We start from the raw sequence: 23758 nt of genomic DNA, 5'->3' as shown, positions 1-23758 counted from the left end.
GTAAAAAAGCTAGGGACGCTCGCATTTTTGTTATGCAACGTCCCTTTTTAGCTGACTGCTGATAGCTGACTGCTGACTGCTAATTACGAAGTCCGAAACCTTGCTAACTCTTCCCCAGTCTTCGCATCGTGAGCGTGAACAGTACACACCAAACAAGAATCAAAAGACCGAGCAACATGACCGACTTCCACAGGGTCATTCACATCAGCAATAGGAATACCTACCAACGCCTCCTCAATAGGTCCGCGCACCCCTTGACCATCACGGGGTCCCACATTCCAAGTAGTAGGCGCAATAACCTGATAATTCTTAATCTTGCCGCCTTCTATTTCTACCCAATGACAGAGGGAACCACGACTAGCGTTAGTGGCACCCCAACCACGACCATCCTTTTCTTCAGGCTTAATATACCAAGGATCACGCAACTTAAACTCCCGCAAACAACGTTCTGTTTCACGGTACAACTTAGTTAATTCATGCATTCTGGCAAACACGCGCAAATGTACGCTCGGTCCGCCCATTTTCTTGAACATATCCAAAACTAAACCGTCTTTCTGCTGCCAACTTTCCCCATGGTCGCCACCTGAGATCAATTCCCGCGCTAAAGCACCAACTTCCATCCGACCTAAGTCTTGGTGAGATACAGCAGTTGACCAAGAATAAGCACCGTCAAAGTCAATATCATTATTAGGAACAGGTACGGTAGTCCGGTCAAAAGGATGTACATCTCCATCACCCTCGTTATACCAAGCGTGAGCAGTATTCTCCCGCGTCAAAGTATGCTCCATCAATTGATGAATATCTGTAGTGCTATCGTAGACACCACTTTTCATAATCATAGCAGCGTTCCGACCTTCAATAGTCGGACGTTGATATTTGTCTTCGTGAGGCAAATATCCCCAACTCATATATTTACCAACACCCGCACCAATTTTATCTAAACCAATATTCAGACCCATGCGCCAATAGAAACCCAGGTCTGAACTAGCGTGAGCGGGATTTTCATCCAACCATTCCATGAAATCATCATAAGTTTGAATCTGTTCAAACCTGTCAATGGAACAACCTAACCATATTGGTTCTAACCAGTTAGTGCGGAAATATTCCAACATTGCCCAGGCGCGGGTAACATCGGTGAGAGTGGGAGCGCACATGACGCCACCGGGAACCATGAAACTAGAGTGAGGCCATTGACCGCCGAATAGAGCGTATATTTCTACAGGTTTTGCTGCAACGGTAATACCTGGTTCGTAGGATGTACCTGTAAATGCTGCGAAACGTTTGCAAGCTTCCTCGTAGAATGGGCTATTTTGATATTTTTTGTTTGTTAGGTCGATCGCGTATAACCCATAAAAGTAACGTGGATGACTTTGGAGAGTTTCTACAAGTTGACCGAGGTTACGAGCAAGGATAGCGTTACGAGGTACTTCTGTTTGCCAAGCTGTATCTAATGCCCAGGAAGCACAGGTGAGGTGAGAAGCACCGCAAATTCCACAAATTCTGGGGGTGACAATGAGACCAGCTTTAGGGTCTTTACCTTTGAGGATGACTTCAAAACCCCGGAACATTTGTGCTTGAGTCCAAGCGTTGGTTACATATCCGTCTTGAATGTCAACTCTTACATCTAGGTCGCCTTCAACACGCCCCACGGGGGAAATGTCTAATGTTTGTACTTTAGTTTGAACCATTTTTTTAGTTATCAGTTATCAGTAGCTATAGCTTGTGTAGGTTGGGTTAAGCGACAGCGCAACCCAACAACAATATCTAAGTAGCTAGGTATAATTAAATGTCTGAAGCGAAGAGAATGTATGTTTGCACACAATGACCTAGAAAAGCTATTCTAGTTATTGTAATTACTTTGTTCTTCGCAATGACAGAGGGTTTTATTATGTTGGGTTGATCCTAACGGATAAGCTGGCGCTAACGTTTCCTCAACCCAACCTACTTTTAAACTGTAAAGAAATCTTCTTCTGCCCAAGCGGGAGTTGAATCTTTAGCAACGATACTTAGCAGAGCATAGTCTTTACGGTTTACTCCCGTAGGTAATTCTTTGGGAACTCCCATGACTGTTTGAGTATTGAATACTGTTCCCGGTGCGAGGTCATGGAATGGAAATTCTGGTTCTGTACAACCTAAACATGGCATTCCTGCACGAGTCTTAGACGAAACTCGGTTCCACAAAATACGGTTACAGGAAGAGTGAGTCATCGGTCCGCGACAACCTAAGTCATAGAATAGACATCCTTGACGCTGCCCGAAATCTGAAGTTGAAGCTTTATAAGCAAAGTGAACGTTGCGAGTACAACCTGTTTGAGTAAAGCTTTTGAAAAATGTTTCGGGGCGGTGAAATTCGTCTAAGGTAATGTCATCAAGTCTGCCAGTAGCAACCGCTACTAATATTTGGGAAATCCAATCTGGGTGCGCGGGGCAACCGGGAATATTGATAACAGGATATCCAGCTTTACTTTTGAAGTCTTCTCCTAAAAATCCGCCTTTTTTCCGTTTGAGAAATTGCAAACCTTCTGATTCACTGGGGTTTGGTGACATTGCAGGAATACCGCCATAAGTAGCGCAGTCTCCCACTGCTACGACGAAACCTGCAACTTCGGATAATTCTTTAACCCAATCTTTCATCGGGCGATCGGCAAAACGGTTCCATTCTCCCGTACCATTGGGTGCGTTAATTATACTTCCTTCGTATACTAATATATCTAAATGTATTTTTCCCGAAATACAATCTTTTAATAATTGTTGGACGTTTGTACCAAGTTCAAATCCTAAAGAAGGATGCCAAAGTACATTAATGCCAAAGTCTGTGATTAGGTCACAAATATTTGGTTCTTCAGCATTGAGAAATGATATGGTATTGCCAGAACAGGCTCCACCTTGAAGCCACAGTAGATTGATCATTCTCCCCGATTCTCCTCTCTTTTGTCTGAGGTTGAAATGGGATTTACGATTAGGACTTGTCGCACCCTAATTCAACCTTTATGGAATTATAAAGGGGATATAATGACAATTTTCCATTTCTTTACGAAATTCTTTATTATTGATTAATTGTTAGTTTAACTAATTTTTATTTGGTTGCTTTTGATACTTTATTTTCAAAGTTTTATTGCTATGGAAGAAGGCAGAAATAAGAAGAAAGAAGGAAAAATCTTGCGTTGTCTGAGTTTTAAATTTTTGATATGTCAAATACAATCATGGCGACTGCTATAAGAAAATCGGCATTGCTGAATTAAGGTATGAAAGTAAGTTTATCGGTAATAGGGAATAGGGAACAGGGAACAGGGAACAGTTAATATTAACAAGTAGTTCAAACAATCCCAAATTATCAAATCATACCTAGAATCAGCAACGCCAGAAAATCTTGAGAAAAACTAAAATTAAGTTGTCCTAGATTTTCTGAAATTTTCTACATATCAGGAATATTTAGCATCCCAGACTTTAACTCCGTTCTTAGAAATATATCTTCTTTCAATATTCGACCCCTAAATTCGATTACTAAATGCTAAACTTCTTGAAAGTTATACCAAATTTAAAAAAGGTAGTTACATCTTAATTTGTGATTTATTGCTACAATTAAAAATTGTATATATCCATAAAATGTCAAAATAAAGCATTTTTTCCTCTTTTTTATCCAGTTTTTCTTTCTCTGTTGCCTTCCGGAGCTGTTGCCTGTTGCCCGTGTTGAGACTGTAGTAATTTTCTATGAAATTGGTATGATCTAACGCTTAGAAATATCTTTGTGTTACATTGTCATAAGCATCACACATTATTTTGTAATGCTCAAGTATACTCATGCCCAATATATCTACCCATTAGTCCTGGAAAATATCAGGAAATGCTTAGTTGAAATAAATAGACATCTGGTAAAAATCCAAAATAAAATCAATTATCATACATAAATTATCAATTCTTTCTCCCTACTGCCTACTGCCTACTGCCTACTGCCTCTTTTCTGGAGATGTCTAATAGGCGATCGCTATGAATTGACAGTGCTGAGAAAAAATCGGGGAGTTATATCAAATCCGCTAGGGTTCGGTATAAAAAAATGTTTCATCTTCGCTAACGTCGCAAATATTTCTAAATTCTCTTTCCTCCTGACTCCTGAGGACTGATATCAAATCCGGTTGAACACTTATTAGAGTTGTTGGGGGGAGTAGGGGAGTAGGGGAGATTGAATGCTTGAAGTATAGTTATAAACATATACTATATAACCGGATTCTATATGACTCCTAATTAACTATCTAATTAGGGTTTGCTGATTAAATATCGCGCTTATTGACTGATATTGGTTTGAGCAATTTTAGATCTGGAAAAAGTGCGAGGTTTTAAGTGGTAATGGTTCAAAAATTCAGGATTTTGGTCAAGAGTTGGGCAGAACCATCTTGGGAAAATTCTTACTCCTACCTCCTCCAAATTCCCCGTTCCTCCTGTCTCCTGTCTTCCCCTCCTGGGAGGGGTTGGGGGTGGGTTGTCTCCTGTCTCCTACCTTCACCCATAAGACTTTTTCAGCAAGCCCTAATTATACCAATGCTACCGGATTTGATATTATTCTCTTCGGGAGTTTCAAACACAGGATAAAGATTTTGCAGTTTGACTCTAGTATCGTCAGTAGAGAAATGCCAAATGACCTTACTAGCAGTTTGATTACGCTCTTGACTCCATACTTCTAACTTTTTGTGCAACTGCTCAATAGATTGCTACTGCCAAAAATTTTTACCTCCAGAGAGTTCTAAATTGCTGTATCAATTATTAAGATTTATAGCTATTCAAAAATTATTTGTTGAGGCCATTAGTCCCGGAGTCTTAAGAAAATTTTATATGTATATAGTGTGTTTTTCCAATATAATAAAAATCCTTGACTGTATATAGAGTGCATTATTAAATGACCCAAAAGACCGAACCACAAATTAATTATTTCCGAGAATGGACTAATAGTTGTGTCGATGACCAATTAATACACCTTAATGTTATCCCTTTAGAAGGACAACGGCCTTATGAATTTTTGTTTTATTCTGATGCCATTCCTAGACGAAATGATGGCCGAGTAACTAGCCAAATATTAAAGCAATACCAACACATTGAAGAAGGTGGATGGTGGTGTTCGGGAATTGATTTACTTACAGGAGAAGAAGACCTTTGGGGTTGTTTTAAACCTAGTCAACCACGTCACAGTTATGACCAAAAAAAGTTAATTAAATACGAACATCCTCCGAAAACTCCCACCAGTTTATTTGCCCTAAAAATACCCCTACATTTGTGGCATCAAATTGCTAGTCGTTATCAAATAGAAATTCTGCCAGAAGATATTGATAATAATCAACCAGACCTTGGTTTTTGGCAGTGGTTTATCGCCCATCCTCAAATACCTTTATGTATTACTGAAGGGGCAAAAAAAACTGGTGCTTTATTAACAGGTGGTTATGCAGCGATCGCTTTACCAGGAATCTTTGGTGGATATCGAGTTATGAGGGATGAATATGGCAACCGTATTGGTAGATCGAATTTAATTCCTCAGTTAGAAAAACTGGTAAATAATCATCGAGAAATTTATATTGCATTTGACCAAGATACTAAACCTAAGACTATTAAAAATGTTAATACTGCTATTAGACAAACTGGATATTTACTCACAAGAAAAGGATGTAATGTTAAAGTTATTTCCTGGAATCCAGAATTAGGTAAAGGAGTTGATGATTTAATTGCAAATCATGGAAAAAGTGCGTTTGATGAAGCTTATAAAAACGCATTACCTTTAGAACTTTGGAAGGCTAAATCATTTAGCAAACTCACATATCCTGTAAGTCTTAGAGTTAATAGTCGTTATCTTTCTGAACAACATATTTTAGGTTCTATCAGTAGTAATAATTTACAAAAATTAGATAATCTTGACATAGCCTATAGTACTGATTTTCCGGCAAAATTAGTAGGAATTAAATCTGCTAAGGGCACTGGAAAAACTAAGTTATTAGAGAAAATTGTCAGTGAAGCTGTAGCTCGCAATCAAAAGGTTTTAGTTATTGGTCATAGAGTACAGTTAGTACAAGAGTTATGTCAACGTTTTGGACTAAAGTACATTACAGAAGTAGATAAAAAATCGGATAATAAATTATTAGGTATTGGTTTATGTATTGATTCCCTACATCCTAATTCTCAGGCTAGTTTTAATCCGGAAAATTGGTCGGATGGAGTAGTAATTATTGATGAAATAGAACAGGTAATTTGGCATGGTTTAAATTCTAATACTTGTCGGCAAAATCGAGTAGAAATTCTCATGTCTTTCAAAACATTAATGCAAAATGTTTTAGGAGGTGTCGGTCAGGTATTTATAGCTGATGCTGATTTAAGTGATATTTCAATAGATTATCTACAAGCTTTAGCCGGATTAAAATTAGAACCTTTTATTATTCAAAATGATTGGCTACCAGGGGAAAAAGAAGCTTGGCAAGTTTTTAATTATCCAGAAACTACTCCTAAAAGATTAATCGCAGATTTACATAAACATATCCGTGAAGGTGGCAAACCAATGGTGTGTTTATCAGCACAAAAAATCACAAGTAAATGGGGAACCCGTGCTTTAGAAGCTTATCTAAAAAAACAGTTTCCTGACTTAAAAATTCTCAGAATAGATTCAGAATCTTTAGCTGAACCTAATCATCCTGCTTATGGTTGTATTAAATCATTAAATCAAGTATTGCCACAATACGATATTGTCTTAGCTTCTCCTTCAATTGAAACAGGAATTAGTATTGATATTCAAGGTCATTTTACTTCAGTTTGGGCTATTGCTCAAGGAGTACAAGGAGCAACTTCTGTTTGTCAATCTTTGGGTAGAGTTCGTGAGAATATTCCGAGATATTTATGGGTAGCAAATTCTGGTTTTAATCAAGTTGGTAATGGTTCGACTTCTATTACTTCTTTGCTCAATTCTGAACAACGTCTGACTCAACTCAATATTAGACTATTACAACAATCAGATTTTGATAGTTTGGACGATATAGAAACAGGTTTTCAAGCAGAATCTTTTTTGTGTTGGGCAAAAATAGCCGTTCGTTTCAATGCAGGAATGAATCAATATCGAGAATCTATTTTAGAAGCTTTGCGAGTCGAAGGACATCATATTTTTGAAGCTTCCCCAGAAGTTTTAGCTAATAATTTAGAAGCCAAAAAATCATCAGAAACACTTACAGAAATTAATGATTTACAAGAAGCTATCGCTACTGTAATTAAACAAAATTATCAGACAGAATGTGAGGCGATCGCTACTGCCAGAAATATTAGTTTAGCTGAGTATCAAAAACTCAAAAAACGATTATCCAAAACCAGCAAACAACAACGCGAACAACGAAGATTTGAATTAATGTTGCGCTACAGTATCCCGATAACTTCTGAGTTGGTAGAAAAAGATGATGCTGGATGGTATCAACAGTTGCAACTACATTATTTTATGACCGTAGGACGACAATACTTAGTAGCACGAGATGCTGAGGTAGCGAAAACAATTTTGGAGTTGGGCAAGGGAAATATTTTCATACCTGATTTTAACGATCGCTTATTGGGTGCAACCATCGGGGTGATGGAATTATTGAAAATACCGCTATTGTTGAAAGATAAGCAACGGGAGTTGAAAAATATTGATGAAGATTTGCAATTGTTGGCCAAGATTGCTTTAGCAAACCGAACAGCAATTAAAACTATAGTCGGGATAGGGTTGGCGGTAAATTCTAGTCCGATTACAATAGTGCGGCGTTTTTTGGATAAAATTGGTTATAGTTTGGAGTGTTTGCGTACAGAAACTCACCAGAAAAAGCGATTGCGAATTTATCGTATTGTTAATCCTGATGATGGCAGGTTTGAGGTATTTCAGCAGTGGTTAAGTGCTAGTCATACTAAATCTTGTAAAGACGGAGTTTAAATAAAATGGTAATCCTGCTCGCGTAATGGTATACAGCAAAAAGTAATACCAGGCACGGGAGCAAGATGTTCCCACTGTTCTCATAATAAACATTGCCGGACAATGTACGACTACCAATAAAACTTTTATTGTGCGAGCATCTTGCTCGCCACGGGTGTACCTCATCCTTGATGAAATTTCTAATATAGCAGAAGGAAGAAGGCTTTAATTATCTAGCCCACATTCCGCACCACAAAATGTAGTATATAACAAGAGTCAGGAGACAGCTATACTGGAGACAGAATTTTGGGGTTGCACATTATGGAATGATATTGCCAAAAATTAGTTTAGACTTTGACTAAAAATAACCATTAATTAATCATTCTAGCAATTGATTAATCCACAATCCAATTCAATCAAAAATCTCAAATCATTCGTCGCTGTGCAACGTCAGAATTTTAGAAGAAAATTATAGCTGCCGTGATTGAGTCATCATCAGAGCAAGTATTTATGCGTAAATTTTTTACTAGGAAGATCGATGAACGAAAAAAGTATTGAGATGATTTGCATAGTATAAATACCTACCAAGCTACAGATTCATATACTACTTTTAATGATACGCTCTTGAAGTTCCGAATGTGGGATCTAGGATAGACGGAAGTAAGGAAGAAAGAAAAATCTGCCTTGTCTGAGTTTTAAGCTTCGGAATGGTCAATTATATCATGTCCGGATAATTAGCGATCAAAAAACTTTCTCCTTCTCCTCCTCTTTTTTCATTCTTTATTCCCTCCTGACTCCTGAGTCCTTATTTATTCCCTCCTGACTCCTGACTCCTGACTCCTGACTCCTTATTTTTTATGTTTAGCGTAATGCTTCTCCATTAACTGAGCAACTTCAGGATTATAAATTTGCAAATAATTCCAATAATTTTCAAAGACAGACTCCACATAACCCCTGGTTTCAGGATAAGGAATTTTCTCCACAAAAGCATCAGCATCATTAAATCCAAAGCGCTTTAACCAACTACTCACAGCATTGGGTCCAGCATTATAACTCGCCACTGCTAACATCGAATTATCCTTGTACTCTTGATGAGTAAAATCTAAGTAATAAGTACCTAGATTAACGTTATCATTCACATTTTCTAAATCATAGCTCACAAGATTAATATTCTTAGCTGCCTCCTTTCCCGTTTCTGGCATAACTTGCATTAACCCCGTAGCACCAACTACCGATTTTATCTTCGGCATAAAACGAGATTCTTGACGAATCAAAGCAGTAACCAACACAGTATTTAACTCTCGTTTGTTAGACCATTTCACAATAGTTTCCAAATAAGGAAAAGGATACAAAGTTTGCCAATAAGTAGGCTTTTCCTTTAAAGCTTTATACTCAGCTATCTCCTCTGGTTTTTCCCGTTTGCTCAAGCTAGTAAGCATCCAAATACCATCTAAATTATCTCCTATACCAATCCTTAACACACCATCAGTATACTGTTGAGCAACAGTTGGACTCATCCGGTCTTCAAATTCTACCTGCCATTGTTTCCAAGCATCCCGGTCTTGACCGATCTGATATAGTTCTCGCAATGTGTCAGAACCAAAAGGCAGCGGATCTCGCTTTTTAGTATGTACAACCTTTGGAGATAGAGAACGAACAGTAATAAAATCACCCACAGGCCAACCCAACATCACCGCCGATCGCCAAGCATAGTAAGAGTGGGGGTAGCGTAAAATCATATACTCGAAAGCCTTTTTAGCATCTTCTGTCTGCCCAAGTTGCTGTGCCCACTTACCTACCCAGAATCCTGCTTGTGGTGCTAACTCACTATCAGGATTATTCGCAGTCAACTCTTGTGCCCACTTCCAAGCCACTTGTAAATTGCCCCCCGCAGCAGCTTTTTCGGCCAACTCCCACCGTAATTTAGCAGCCGCATCAGAATTCTTATACTCACTCAACAACTGTTGACGTACCTGTGAAGCTGACTTAGCAGACTCCAGTTGATCGAGTAACTTAGACTTATCAAGCATAGCTTCGGCAGCATGGCTAGGAAAATTAGCAATTACCCTGTCGAGATAAACTATTGCTTCTTTTGGATCGACCAGTCTCGACAAACGAATCAAACCCAAAGCTGTATCTTCTCCCCCATCGGGAAACTGATTAATTAATGTTTTGTAAGCTTCGCGGGACTCCTTAGTTTTTCTCCCTAACCATAAACCCCTAGCATAACGATATAGATTTTTGGGTGTTTTGGGTGCTTTCTGATATGCCAGGCCACCTGTAGGATAATCCTGCTTTTCCCAATATCCAAAAGCAATCATTTCCCAATCTTCAGGAGTTAACTGGGAGGCATATTTTGTTCTCAGTTGTTCCAATACTGTTCCATATTCCGGCACATGAAAACCATATTTAGCAATGAGCAATAACAATTGAGGTTGATTAGGATTTTGCTTCAGTTTTTCTTGAGCAATTTTTACTGTAGTGGGGTGAGCGGGAAATTTAGCGATCGCCTCATCCCAATATTCCGGCGTTTGTTTTCCTAGGACATACAAAGCTTCTGCTACCACTGGTTCTTCTGGATAGGTTGCTAATAATTCTGACCAAGCTTTTTGTGCTTTCTCAACATCCCCAGTTAATTCATAAGCTTGCGCCCGTTTTAAGAACGCATATGGTGCTAGAACTGTATATTCTAGGTCTAAATTCTTAAGTTGAGCGATCGCCGACTCTACTTCTCCCTGTTGCATTAAATCATTAGCTAGCATATAACGTGCCCTACTGCTATTTAGAGATTTTCCTGTCTCAATAGCATCTTCCAGTTTACTCCTTCGTTGCTGGGGTGGAAGTGATACAAAATTTGTTACATCTAGCTCCGGGTTGAGCTTCTGATTTTGGATTGCGTTTTGAGAGATACTTTTGTTATTGTTTGTCAGTTCTGGTAGAAAAATTCCTAGTAACAAAGCACTGATAGAAACGCCGATCAGTATAGAAACTTTTGTTATATTTTGCTTTAGCATTTACTTATCGTCAGTTAATTAATTTTAAATTAGTTTTAGGTTTATACGAATTTGATAAATTTTTGCTACAAATGACTAGCCTTTTTATTAGGAGTCAGGAGTCAGAATAAATGGCTTCAACACCAGTTTTTAGGTCCTAAATTCTCTTTTTTTATCAAAGGTATATCTCCTGTCAAGTCTTTTAATCACACTTATTATTCGTAACATTCTTTTTTCAAAATGGTATATGATGGATGTCCAGTAAATCAAGTTATACCATTTTTATAAATGTTTGCTACAAATATTTAAGGTGTTTGGCATGGTATAAATTTTTTTTTTATATCATGTCCGTTTAATTAGTTATAAAAAACTTTCTTCTCCTGTTCCTTCTTCCTCCCTCCTGACTTGGTCGTCCTGACAGGGTTGAGCAATGGACTTTCATCAAAATTTTGACTTAGCCCCTATTAGTAATCATATCTTGGATTATTTTCTTTAGTGACCTACACATTTTCTTATTAGTTTCCGGATTGAATCTATTTTTATGCTTAATATAAGGCGTTGCTGATTTGTCCCTCGGTAACTCTTTGTTTATCTATCGATATGTTCTATTTTACATAGAGAAAAATTTATATATACTTCTGCCTAACAAGCATAGTATATCTAAAATTAATAATAGATAACTTATTGTTGGAAACTAAAAATATTCTTACATATAAAAAAATATTTACTAGGAGAAAATAAACTTAATATGAATTAAGAATAATATAACTACAGTTTAAAACTATGAATATTACATTTTCAAGTATTACGTAAAAAAAATATTAATCTTTCGATATGATGTTGCATTTTTATCTAAAAGATATAAACTTTGAGCATTATGTATGAGTAAAATGATACCTATTTAAAAGGAATTAGTATTTAGGAACTAGCTGATACCTAAAAAACCATTCCCAGTTTCAACGATCTCTTTTCTGATTATTGAAATCTATTCCCAAAATTAAGGTATATTAAGGTAAGTATTCAGGAGGAAATGCTCACATATTAACTTAATCAAAAAAATAATTAAAAAAGTAATTATCCGAGTTTGAACTCAAAAAAACGATTAAGATCATTTACCAATTACCAGTTAAAAGGAAATCAAGATGGAAATTAGAGCAATCAATATACCTCTGTTAGAATGGACCGGAGATGCCTTAGCCATTGGTTTATTTGAAGATACCAATAGCATATTAACCGGGGATATGGCCTATTTGAATGAAAAGCTGACTGGCACTTTATCTGAACTAATCGAAGAAACAGAATTTAAGGGTAAAGTCAACAGCAGTGCCTCAACTCGTGTGGGCAGCAAAAAATCCATCCGCAAAATTATTATAGTGGGCCTGGGTAAATCGGAAGAGTTAAAATTAGAAACTCTGCGCCAAGCAGCAGCAACCTGTGGACGCTTGGCAAAAAAGGAGAGGTGCAAAACTCTAGGCATTAGCTTGCCAATATGTGACAATGCTGAAGCAACAACTACAGCCATCACAGAAGGCATTGAGTTAGTCCTCCATCAAGATAATCGCTTTAAATCTCAAGTGGAAGATCAAGGGCCAGATGTAGAAAAAGTAGAGTTAATCGGTTTAGCTGGCTCTGATGAGGCGATCGCCCGTGCCCAGAAAATCTGTTCTGGGGTTATCCTAGCCAGGGAACTTGTAGCAGCACCTGCTAATTCCTGCACCCCAATAACTATGGCTGAAACGGCTGAAGCTTTGGCTCAAGAATTTGGGCTAACTATAGAAATTTTAGAACGAGAAGATTGTGAAAAACTAGGCATGGGAGCTTTCCTGGGAGTTGCTCAAGCTTCCGATATTCCACCAAAATTTATTCATATCACCTACAAACCAGAAGGTACTCCTCGTAAAAAGTTAGCAATAGTAGGGAAAGGCTTAACTTTTGACTCTGGTGGCTTAAACTTAAAGCCTTCTGGTAGTGGGATTGAAATGATGAAAACCGACATGGGTGGAGCTGGTACAACTTTTGGTACTGTGAAGGCGATCGCTCAGTTAAAACCAGATGTGGAAGTTCATTTTATTAGCGCTGTCACCGAAAATATGGTTAGTGGCCACGCCATGCACCCTGGAGACTTTCTCACTGCTTCTAATGGCAAAACTATTGAGGTTAACAATACGGATGCGGAAGGGCGTTTGACCTTGGCAGATGCTTTAGTCTTTGCCGATAAATTAGGAGTAGATGCGATCGTTGATTTAGCTACTCTCACAGGTGCTTGTGTGGTGGCATTGGGTAATGATATTGCTGGTTTATGGAGTCCTAATGATGATTTAGCGGGGCAACTGGTGGCAGCAGCAGAAAGTGCTGGTGAGAAACTATGGCGGATGCCTTTGGAGGAGAAATACTTTGAGGGGTTGAAAGCTATGCACGCTGATATGAAAAATACTGGACCTCGCCCTGGTGGTGCTATTACTGCTGCTTTATTTTTGAAGCAGTTTGTTAAAGATACACCTTGGGCGCATTTGGATGTTGCCGGACCTGTATGGATAGATGCAGAGAATGGTTACAATAATGCTGGTGCCACAGGATATGGTGTTCGGACTCTGGTAAATTGGGTTTTGAGTTAGAAATTAGACATCTCCAGAAAAGAGGGAACAGGGAACAGGGAACAGGGAACCCACCCCTCGCCCCTCCCCCTCCCAGGAGGGGAGTAATTGATAATTTCTGGATAAGAATTGATTTTATTTTTGATTTTTGGAGATGTCTATTAGCATCTGTGGCGAGTTCCACATCTGAAAACGAAGTGTGGGTGTGGGACGGGGTGTTTAACGAAGTCAGAAGTTAGAAGTCAGAAGTCAGATAGGGAAGCCGTCGGATTGGCGACGTACAGAAGTCATTTTTGTAACGGGGATTTGAGCTTCGCTCCAAAAATATTTCGCCTTAAAAGGCGGGGTTTTAGACCCGTATTATTTTGATAAACTGCGCGGGAAATCCATGCATATAGCCCCTTATGAATCCCCGACGGGGTTGACAAATTCCTAGTGCAGGATGGGGGACATAACTGACCAGTTACAAAATCCGGTGTTGCTGAATCAAGGTATGAAAATAAAAATTGAACAATCTCAAATATTTGTTATTCAATAGTTTAGCAACTACCAAAAAATACAAATCATACCCACGCATCAGCAACGCCCAAAATCCTAAAACAATTACAAATCAAAAATGATTGACTTTTGACTTTTAACTTTTAATATCATGTCCGGATAATTAGTATAAAAAAACTTCCTCCTTTTCCTCCTCTTATTTCTTGCTTCTTTATTCCCTCCTGACTCCTGACTCCTGATATCAAATCCGGTTGAATACTGATTATATACTTGGCAGTAGGGGAGTAGGGGAGTGGGGGAGTAGGGGAGTAGGGTCTGATTAAATATTGAAGTAATTTACAGCGCTTTTCAAATGGATGAACCACATCTTCACGCATCAAACCTTGTAGGGACGTTCCATGGAACGTCCTTACTAAAGCAGCATATTTGGTTAAGCCATGCTACAATTTAACCAAGCAAAAACCAAAATTAAAAATAACGTATTATAGAGGTACAGCAATTCTAAAACTCTAACTAACCCTCTTATACCGATTCTTGAAAATAGGACTACAGATAGGATGATAATTAATGCTTCCTCTTCCGTCATTTTTGTTGAGAGCAATATTGCTGACTACCAATCTCTAGTTAACAGCGTCGAACCAGGGACAGAAGTAGTTGTCTTGGATACCAACCGCAATGGTGTCGAGCAAATTACTGAAGTATTAGCTAACTACGACAATTTAGATAGCGTACAAATTCTTTCTCACGGAGATTCAGCCGTTTTACAGTTGGGAAATAGCAGCCTAAATCACGGTAATATTGAGAGCTATGAAAACCAACTGCAACAGTGGGGACAAGCCCTAAGTGAAAATGGCAATATTCTTTTATATGCTTGTAATGTCGCAGCAGGCCAACAAGGACAAGCTTTTATTAATCGCTTCGCAGAGATTACCCAAGCTGATATTGCTGCTTCTGAAGATTTAACGGGTAGTAGCGCTCTTGGGGGAAACTGGGTATTAGAAGCGACTACGGGATTTATCGAATCACCTCTAGCATTTCAAGTAGAGGCCATGTCTGCGTTTAATTCTGTATTGCAGACTTTTACAGTTACTAACGCTAATAATGCTGGTGCGGGTTCTTTGCGAAAAGCCATTCTGGATGCGGAAAACAATAATAATGGCGGGACAAGAGACATTATCCAAGTAGATGAAGGTTTAACTATCAATTTAACTAATAGTTTGCCAACTATTAGTGAGGATGTTGAGATTCGAGGTAACGGTGTTGTCATTGATGGATCTAACCAACATCAGATTTTGACAATTAATGGAGAAACCGACGATACCCAAATAATCTTATCCGATATCTCTTTGAGAGACGGTAATATAAAAGGTAGTAATGGCTCTACTGGCGGTGGCGGAGGCTTAGGTGCTGGTGGTGCTTTATTTATTAACAACGGTACGGTAATTACTAATAACGTTCAGTTTAATAACAATAGTGCCATTGGTGGAAATGGTGCCAACGGAGCCAGGGGTGGCGCGGCTGAGAGAACGGGTGAAAATGGAGGTCGTGGGGGAATTGCCAATGAAAATGGTACTGCTTTTGCTGACCAAACTGCTGCTAATGGTGGAACAGCAGGTAGAGGTGAAAGAAGAAATGGTCGTAGTGGCGGTAGTGGTAGTAGTGGTAGCAATGGTAGCTTCGGCAATGGCGGAGGTGCTGGCGGAGGCGGAGGCGGAGGCGAATCTGGTGGACTGCTAGAAGGCAGAGGTGGTTTTGGTGGTGATGGTGGTGATGGTGGTTTCGGTGCTGGAGGTGGTGCTGGAGGCGGTGCTGGGTCGAATCCCAATAGACGAAGAAGAAGAAGAACCGCATTAGGAGGTGACGGCGGTAATGGCGGAGCATTTGGCGGTGATGGCGGTGATGGTGGTGATGTCGCACCAGATAGAAGTGCTGCCAATGGAGGCCGTGGCGGAGGTGGTGCTGGACTCGGTGGTGCTATATTCGTCCAAAATGAAGCTGAGTTAATCTTGCTCAACAGCAATTTTTCTGGTAACTCAACTGCGGGAGGTGCAGGTGGGAATAACGGTCAGGCAAAAGGTAGTGACATTTTTGTCAGGGATAATGCTACGGTTTCTCAGGCTAATACCAATGTTGCCACGGGAAATAACCTAGATAATGGTCGCGTCTTTGGTAATATCAGCAATTTTATTCTCCCCACAATTAATCTAGCTCCAGGAGATAATTTATCAGAAATTACCCAGGGCGGTTCTTTTAATCTTTCCCTAAATAGAAGCTTACCCATAGATTTAATAGTTAGCTACACCGTTACGGGAACAGCTACCAATGGCGAAGATTTTGAAATTCCCAGTAGCGTTACAATTCCTGTGGGAGCAACACAAGGTTCTATCGATATTGAAGTAATTGACGATCGCTTTTTCGATCCTGATGAAAATATCATCGTCACCTTAGAAGATTCCCCACTTTACAATCTCGGTGATGCTATTGCTGCTGAATTGACTATTGTGGACGACGAGCCAGATATTAGACTTGATGGGACAAATGCAGTAGAAGGGGAGAGTAACGGTCAGTTGATTTTTAATTTAGACCCCAATGCTCCTGAAGGTCGTCAGTTAAGCTTTAGTATTACTGGGGGAACAGCAGAACTAGATACAGATTACAGGTTTCTCGATGCTGACGATGAACCTATTGTAAGAGATGAAGAGGATAATTTTTTCTTAGATATTTCTGGTGAAGAACGAGTTGTGGTTCGAGTAGATGCCACAGGAATTTCGGGGGGAATTCCCGATTTTGACGATTCTGCTGCTGAAGGAAATGAGACAATAGAAATTACTCTTAATCCTAGTGAAGAGTATGGTGGTGGCGGAAATACCATAACTGCAAATATTGTTGATAATGACAGTCCCCCGACAATCGACGTTGTTGCGGAAGATAATGCTACTGAAGAGAACTCCGAACCTGGTGTTTTCCAGCTTAATTTCTCCAATCCGTTACTCAGTAATGGCAATGAAAATGATGAAGAGGATGCCATCTTTAACTTCACTATCGGTGGAGATGCTACGCGAGGAGAGGACTACAACTTGGTCTTGGTTGCTAACGATACGGAGCGAGATGTTATCGGCAACAGTTTTTTCTTACCAGAAGGTACGAATACTGCCAGGATTGAGGTCAGACCAATTGATGAGAATGAAGAAGAAGTCAATGAAAACGTTACTTTTACCCTAAATGAAGGAGAAGGATACGAACTAGGAGAAACTTCAGCAGAACTAATCATTGAAGACAGTGGTAGAGATGATGCGAGTAATGTAGTAGGGGTGCAAATTATAGAATCTCAAGGTTCGACTAATCTCATAGAAGGACAAACTACAGATAACTATACGATCGAGTTAACCAGTCAACCTACTAGCGATGTCACTATTAATTTTGCTACCGATACCACTCAGATAGAGAGTATTGCTCCCATTACTTTTACTCCCGAAAACTTCAACATCAGGGAAAATGTTACGGTGGTTTCTGTTGATGACGATATAACTACAGAAGACCGCACTTCGGTTATTTCCCATACTGCAACCAGTGATGATGATGCTTATCAGGGAATTACCATTAATGATGTTACCGTCAAGATTACCGAAAATGATGTTCCTGGGATTGTTATTGCCAACGGAAATAATTTCAGCATCGCCGAAGGTGCAGCGGGGGAAATCTACACCATTGCTCTAGCAACCCAACCCACAGCAGATGTCAATATTAGTTTTGACATTAGCGACGATATCGAAGCCATTGCACCCATAACTTTTACTCCAGATAACTTTGCTACTCTTCAAGAAGTTACAGTTACTGCTGCAATCGATGATGAAGTAGAAGAAACGGAATTTCAAAACATCGCTCACATTATTGAGAGTGACGATCCCGTTTATGATGGTTTGTTAGTACAACCTCTTCCCATTGCTATTAACGAACTCAGTTTCGATAATATCGAGACAGCAGGGGGTTTAAATAACGCCCTCAATTCGATTCAAGATTCCCTTGACGCTCAGTTTCGAGCCATTGAATTACCCTTTGTTGGTTCTCTAGAAACTCTCGCACCAGATCTAATCGGTAGTTTCCAAAATACCTTAATTAATCGGGTGCAGACTGGAGGGGTATTAGACGTAGAGAAACTTGGTGGGTTAGTTGAAGAAACTATTGAGGAGATTCTAGAAGTTGATGTGGAAGCGAGCGCAACTCTCTCGGAAGAAGAAGCCACTTTCGATATTACAGTTGCCAAAGAATTTAACCTGGCCAATATCGATCTGGATGCGGATTTAGGTTTGCCAGGATTGGGAATTGATGTTGATGGTAGTGTCGATCTCACTTTTGATTACCAATTCGATCTGGGATTTGGCATTAACCAAGAATTCGGTTTCTTTATCGATACAGAAAAAACCAACTTTACCGCAGGAATCGATCTTGGTTTGAGTGATGATTTCCAAGCAACGGGTAATCTAGGCTTTTTGCAACTCGATCTGGTCAATGATGAAGAAAACCCCACTGCTGTCAGTGCTGATTTTACTCTAGGACTTAACGATCTAGATAATGGTGAAGATTCAGATGATGAAGAAGATTTAGATAATGGCGAAAATTTAGATGACGGTGAAGATTTAGATAATGGTGAAGATTCAGATGATGATGAAGATGTAGATGGCGATCGCCTGACTAGCACAGAACTAAGGAATGCTTCTTTCGATGACATATCCGACCTCTTCAATCCCAGTGCTTCGGCAAGTGCAAATCTTGGTTTAAAAGCCGTTACGAGTGTGGAAGCAGATACTGCTTTTCCCAGTATTAATTTCGATTTGGCAGGGGAGTTTGGCTCGTTTACGTTTGAAGAGGGAGAAGCAGTTGGCGATTTTTCACCTACGATCGCCTTTAACAACGTGCAACTAGATTTAGGCAGTTTTCTCTCCGACTTTGCTCGCCCCGTAATTGGTAATATTAACAGCATCATCGATCCTTTTCGTCCTGTAGTTGATTTTCTCAACACCGATACGGAAATCCTCAACGATCTGAGCATTGCGGATGGTTTAGATGGCAATGGTGATGGTGAAATTAGCGTCATCGAACTCGCGATTGGTATTGCGGAATTGGCGGGCAATCCTCCAAACGCTAGATTTCAGGATACTTTCGACCAAATCACAGAACTGGTCGTTCTGGCAGATGCTCTCAATGAATCGATCGCGGGGGATGAAGGCATTCTCATTGATGTTGGTTCTTTCGAGTTGGGCAATTTTGACCCTAGCGATCCCGATGCCGATCCGACTGAAGTTGAAGCAGAGCAAACCGAGTCCGCACCAGATTTAGAGCAACAACTCGATGATGCTCCCGATGATGGTAGCGGAGATATCCAAAAAGCAAATACCAATAGAATACTTAATAACGATAATTTCGATATTCCTCTAATTAACGATCCCTTCAGCGCCATCGACTTGCTCTTGGGTAAAGATGTCGCCCTCTTTACTTACGATCTTCCTGCTTTAGAAGTTGGATTCGACGTGGAACAAAGATTTCCCATTTTTGGCCCGATTAGCGGTTTGTTAGAAGGGGATTTTAATGTCGGTTTGGATCTCGCTTTTGGCTTCGATACCTTTGGTTTCAATCAATGGTCTGCTAATAATTTCGACCCCTTAGAATCCTTTAGAGTCCTCGATGGTTTCTTTGTTAGCGATCGCGAAAAACCAGACGGTACAGGGGAAGATATCGATGAGTTGGTTGCTACCGCCACTATTGCAGCAGGATTGGGTGTAGATATTTTAGTTGTTTCGGGCTTTCTCAAAGGAGGTTTAGAAGGAATTATCGGTCTGGATCTGATTGATGGTGGTGAAATCAACGGCACCGATGATGGTAGACTGCGTGCTTCGGAGATTGCAGACCGCATTTCCACACCCTTTGAACTTTTCCAATTAAACGGTATCGTTAACGCATTTTTGGGTGCAAAAGTTGACTTGTTTCGTAGGACGGTATTCGAGCAACGAATTGCCACTTTCCCCCTAGCTGAGTTTAGTGTCGGGGGTAAAGGTAATAGTTCTAGTAGCGTTATAGATGGGGTGATTGCTGGCGGTACGGTCTTCTTTGATGCCAACTTTAATGGCATTCAAGACCCCAACGAACCCGTTACCATTAGTAATGCCGATGGTAGTTACGATCTCGATATTCCCTTCTCTCCCTTCGATCTTAATAGTAATGGTGTTATCGATTCCGAAGAAGGTAGAGTGGTTATTGTTAACGGCATTGATATCTCCACTTCCTTACCTCAAACCGCACCGATTATTACTACTCCCAATGCGACTGTTGCCACACCTTTAACTAGCTTGGTTGCGGAAATTGCTGAACCCGATCTCGAAGCAGCACAAGCAGAAGTAATTAATGTTTTCGGTTTACCAGAAAATAGCGATTTATATAATGATGATCCCCAAACTTCCGAAGTATCGGTCTTGGGTTTACAATCTCAACTGCAAAATCTGATTATTTTAGCTACCCAAACTATCGGTGCGACTCCTTTAACAGGGCGAACCATTAATGGTAGCGACATTCTGAGTCAAGATGGTCTGATTTATCTTGATAACAACAATAACCAACAGTTTGACGATGGCGATTTAGAAGTAGTTCAAGCTGATGATGGTTCTCGTTTCTTCGATGTTAACGACAACGGAGAATTAGATAATAACGAGGTTTCTTCTACGGTAAATGAAGCACAAATTGCCAGTGCTATTCTGCAAGCGATTGTCGCTCGCGCTAACAATAGAGAAGCCCCCGATCTTGCAGATACTGATACCGTAACTGCTATTATTGACGAGGTTTTAACCGTCGCGATCACCGAAGACTCCAATACCAATCTTAATGAAAATGCCATTTCTCAACTGACCGCAACCATTGTAGATAAAAACCTCAATATTGATGGCATCTTAGATAAAGCTTTCCTTTTTGAAGCCGAACAAAGACAACAAATTAGCGGTCGCTATGTCTTTATTGATGTTAACGATAATGGGAGACAAGATACCGAAGAACCTTCTTCTTTAGTAGATGAAACAGGGGCAGACGAGCTAGATATTACTCCTTTTGATACCAATGAAAACGGTCTGTTAGATGTGCGCGTTGTCGTCGAAGGAGAATCCCCAGATTTTGTCTTTGTAGATAGTAATGCCAACGGCGAATTCGATCCAGATGAACCTTTCTCAGTTGTCAATCCTAGCGGTGACAACAACTTGACAATTGATTTTATTGATAATAATGGCAACGGTGTACAAGATGAGAACGAACCCTTCTCGATTGCCTCTCCTCTCAATCCCGATGGTACTGAAGTTGTAATTTATCCTTTCGACCTTAATGAGAATGGAGTTTTAGAAGTAGGAGAAGACGATAACAATAACGGTATCTTAGATCCAGGAGAAGATACTAATGAAAATGCTTTCTTAGAATTAGACGAACTAGGAAAAGTAGTGCTTGAAAGTACGCCTGTAGATCGATGGTCGTTTGTAGATAGTAATAGTAATGGAGAATTCGATCGCGGAGAACTTTTCTCTCCTGTCTTTGATGATGGCACAGATCTCCTCGATCCTTTTGTCGAACCTGGTAAAGTATTTGTCGATGCTACAGAATCTCCCGAATTAGCTGGCGGATTCCAACATCTAGTCACCAATCCTTTAGCAACCATCTCCCGTCTGCTTGCCGAAGCTACCGATACCGCAGTAGCTCAAGACCAAGTTAAAACCGCATTCGGACTACCAGAAGATGTGGATCTGCTCAACTACGATGCTTTACAAGCAGCCTCCGACGACGACCCCAACTGGCTAGAAGTCTATGCAGCACAGGTTCAGGTGCAAAATACCCTCGTCCAAATAGAGGCGGTAACGGGAGTTTCCGAAACCGAAATTGTTGAAGCACTATCAAATGAAATCGCTAATTCTGAAAATCTCGATTTGAGCGACTCAACTCAAGTAGAAGGAATTATCAACGAACTTGCTCCCGAATTAGCAGACAATACTGTTGATGGTGCAGCAGCAATCATTACTGAAAGTAACGAACGCATTGATGACATCGCTGACGATGGCACGATGGGCGATCGCGAAAAATCGATAGAAATCGTCCAAGTACAGCAAGTGGCCCAAAGCGATGACCGAGAAGGTCTAGTAGAAGATTTACTAGAATTAGGAACAGAAGAGGAAAATATTGAAGAAATTGTTGATAATAATACAGGAGAACAACTTACCGAACAAATTGAAAATACAGAAGAAATAGACCCTACTACTCGTCCTGACTTTAGCAATAGTCGCCCCATAGCTGAACCAGATTTTGCAAATACTGATATTGCTACATCAGTCACGATAAATGTTTTAGACAACGATAGCGATCCAGACAACGATGCAATTGAAATTGTAGATATTTTTGCCTCTGATAATGCGGAAGTAGTTATTAACTCAGATAATACCCTTACCTACACTCCCAATAATGGTTTTGCAGGAGAAGACATTATCTTCTATGCTATTCAAGATAGTAACGGCAATGTTGATAATAATATTGTCACTGTGACAGTTACAACTGATGGAATTTTCCTTGAAGGTACTGGTGATAATGATATTCTTAATGGTGGTGAAGGTAACGATATATCTATTGGCCAAGCAGGTGACGACATCATCAGGGGTCGTCAAGGTGACGATAGCCTGAATGGCGGTCCTGGTGAGGATCGTTTGGACGGTGGTGAAGATGATGATACTATCAATGGAGGCAGTGGAAACGATCGTATGTTTGGTGTATCTGGCGACGATCTATTGATAGGTCGCCCCGGTAACGATATCTTGTTAGGAGGTGAAGGTGAAGATACTCTAGAAGGAGGTATTGGTCGCGATCGACTCAACGGTGGACCAGGAAACGACCAAATCAAAGGAGGAGGTAGTATTGACCGCTTTATCTTTAACACTAATCAGGAATTTCAGACTGAGGATGTAGGTATAGACACAATTACTGATTTTTCCCAAACACAAAGAGATATTATTCTCCTAGACCTGACAACTTTTACTGCTATCAACAGCGAACCAGGAACAGGTTTCAGTATCGCCAGTGAGTTTGCAACAGTTACTGATGATGAATCAGCAGAAAATTCTAATGCAGTTATTGTCTATAACAGTGAAAATGGTAATTTATTCTATAACCCCAATGGTAGTGAAGCAGGTTTCAGCGATGGAGGTCAATTTGCCACTTTGACAAATACCCCAGAGTTAGAAGCAGAAGATTTATTTTTGAGAGGTTAGCGATCGCTATTTATTACAGCGGTTTTCATTTGGGTAGACCACAATAGCAGGGAATAGGCAACAGGCAACAGGCAACAGGCAACAGTGGGAAAAACATTTCCCTGTCTTACGGTTGACAGCGGTTTTCATTTGGGTAGATCACAGTAGTGACTTTCCATGGAACGTCCCTACAAAGTTTTGCTTGTGAAGATGTGGATCATCAATTTGAAAAGCGCTTTCATTAATTGATAATGGATATAGCAATGAGCGCTGGTATATTTACAGATTGTAGTAGGGGCAAAAGAGCTAGAAGTCTTATATGATTCCTACGGAATGCTTGCGCAAACGGCAATTTATTCCCCCTGTTCCCTGTTGCCTGTTGCCTGTTCCCTGCGCACAGCGCTATAATTGATAATTACCTCGGGTTTTAACCGCTCTTGATTGAATATAAAGAAACGATATTTCTTTTCTTGGTCGATTGGATATGGCGAGGAGACCCGTTCTTACAGACCC

Annotated in this window: 8 protein-coding genes; 4 read left to right on the top strand and 4 right to left on the bottom strand. The window is 40.0% G+C overall.

Going from position 1 to position 23758, the window contains the following annotated elements; translation table 11 throughout:
* Window positions 1-83 precede the first annotated feature (83 nt).
* The 3 genes from F6K18_RS29210 to F6K18_RS29200 all read right to left on the bottom strand — a co-directional run bounded on the left by F6K18_RS29210 (window position 84) and on the right by F6K18_RS29200 (window position 4691).
* Window positions 84-1688, bottom strand: coding sequence for a nickel-dependent hydrogenase large subunit (locus F6K18_RS29210; RefSeq protein ID WP_287526078.1), 1605 nt, complete (start codon window positions 1686-1688; stop codon window positions 84-86).
* A gap of 259 nt (window positions 1689-1947) precedes the next feature.
* The gene (locus F6K18_RS29205) at window positions 1948-2910 is read right to left on the bottom strand and encodes a hydrogenase small subunit (RefSeq protein WP_287526076.1); all 963 of its coding nucleotides are present in this window, start codon (window positions 2908-2910) and stop codon (window positions 1948-1950) included.
* Between the two features lie 1604 nt (window positions 2911-4514).
* A complete protein-coding gene (locus F6K18_RS29200) occupies window positions 4515-4691 on the bottom strand; it encodes a hypothetical protein (protein WP_375341366.1) in 177 nt (58 codons plus the stop codon).
* Window positions 4692-4891: 200 nt separating this feature from the next.
* On the opposite strand from F6K18_RS29200, the gene F6K18_RS29195 reads away from it, so the two are divergent.
* Window positions 4892-7921: a plasmid replication protein, CyRepA1 family gene (locus tag F6K18_RS29195; protein WP_287526074.1), complete on the top strand. Its 3030-nt coding sequence runs from the start codon at window positions 4892-4894 to the stop codon at window positions 7919-7921.
* Window positions 7922-8748: 827 nt separating this feature from the next.
* Here F6K18_RS29195 and F6K18_RS29190 read toward each other — a convergent pair.
* Window positions 8749-10914, bottom strand: coding sequence for a transglycosylase SLT domain-containing protein (locus F6K18_RS29190; protein ID WP_287526073.1), 2166 nt, complete (start codon window positions 10912-10914; stop codon window positions 8749-8751).
* A gap of 1121 nt (window positions 10915-12035) precedes the next feature.
* Here F6K18_RS29190 and F6K18_RS29185 point away from each other — a divergent pair.
* The 3 genes from F6K18_RS29185 to F6K18_RS29175 all read left to right on the top strand — a co-directional run bounded on the left by F6K18_RS29185 (window position 12036) and on the right by F6K18_RS29175 (window position 23266).
* Window positions 12036-13508, top strand: a complete 1473-nt coding sequence (locus tag F6K18_RS29185; protein ID WP_287526072.1) for a leucyl aminopeptidase — start codon at window positions 12036-12038, stop codon at window positions 13506-13508.
* Window positions 13493-13726, top strand: a complete 234-nt coding sequence (locus F6K18_RS29180; RefSeq protein ID WP_287526071.1) for a hypothetical protein — start codon at window positions 13493-13495, stop codon at window positions 13724-13726. Before F6K18_RS29185 ends, F6K18_RS29180 begins: the two co-directional genes overlap by 16 nt.
* Window positions 13727-14542: 816 nt before the next feature.
* Window positions 14543-23266 (top strand): DUF4347 domain-containing protein, encoded by an 8724-nt coding sequence (locus tag F6K18_RS29175; protein WP_287526069.1) that lies wholly within the window; start codon window positions 14543-14545, stop codon window positions 23264-23266.
* Window positions 23267-23758 lie beyond the last annotated feature (492 nt).

Source organism: Okeania sp. SIO2C2 (genome assembly GCF_010692625.1).
Taxonomy (GTDB): Bacteria; Cyanobacteriota; Cyanobacteriia; order Cyanobacteriales; family Microcoleaceae; genus Okeania; species Okeania hirsuta.
Note: the sequence above shows the minus strand (reverse complement) of the source record. Positions and strands in the feature narration are given on the sequence as shown.

What these genes read in the sequence shown, in the direction of transcription:
- F6K18_RS29210 (WP_287526078.1), bottom strand. Translation starts at nt 1,688, where the DNA reads ATGGTTCAAACTAAAGTACAAACATTAGACATTTCCCCCGTGGGGCGT.
- F6K18_RS29205 (WP_287526076.1), bottom strand. Translation starts at nt 2,910, where the DNA reads ATGATCAATCTACTGTGGCTTCAAGGTGGAGCCTGTTCTGGCAATACC.
- F6K18_RS29195 (WP_287526074.1), top strand. Translation starts at nt 4,892, where the DNA reads ATGACCCAAAAGACCGAACCACAAATTAATTATTTCCGAGAATGGACT.
- F6K18_RS29190 (WP_287526073.1), bottom strand. Translation starts at nt 10,914, where the DNA reads ATGCTAAAGCAAAATATAACAAAAGTTTCTATACTGATCGGCGTTTCT.
- F6K18_RS29185 (WP_287526072.1), top strand. Translation starts at nt 12,036, where the DNA reads ATGGAAATTAGAGCAATCAATATACCTCTGTTAGAATGGACCGGAGAT.
- F6K18_RS29175 (WP_287526069.1), top strand. Translation starts at nt 14,543, where the DNA reads ATGATAATTAATGCTTCCTCTTCCGTCATTTTTGTTGAGAGCAATATT.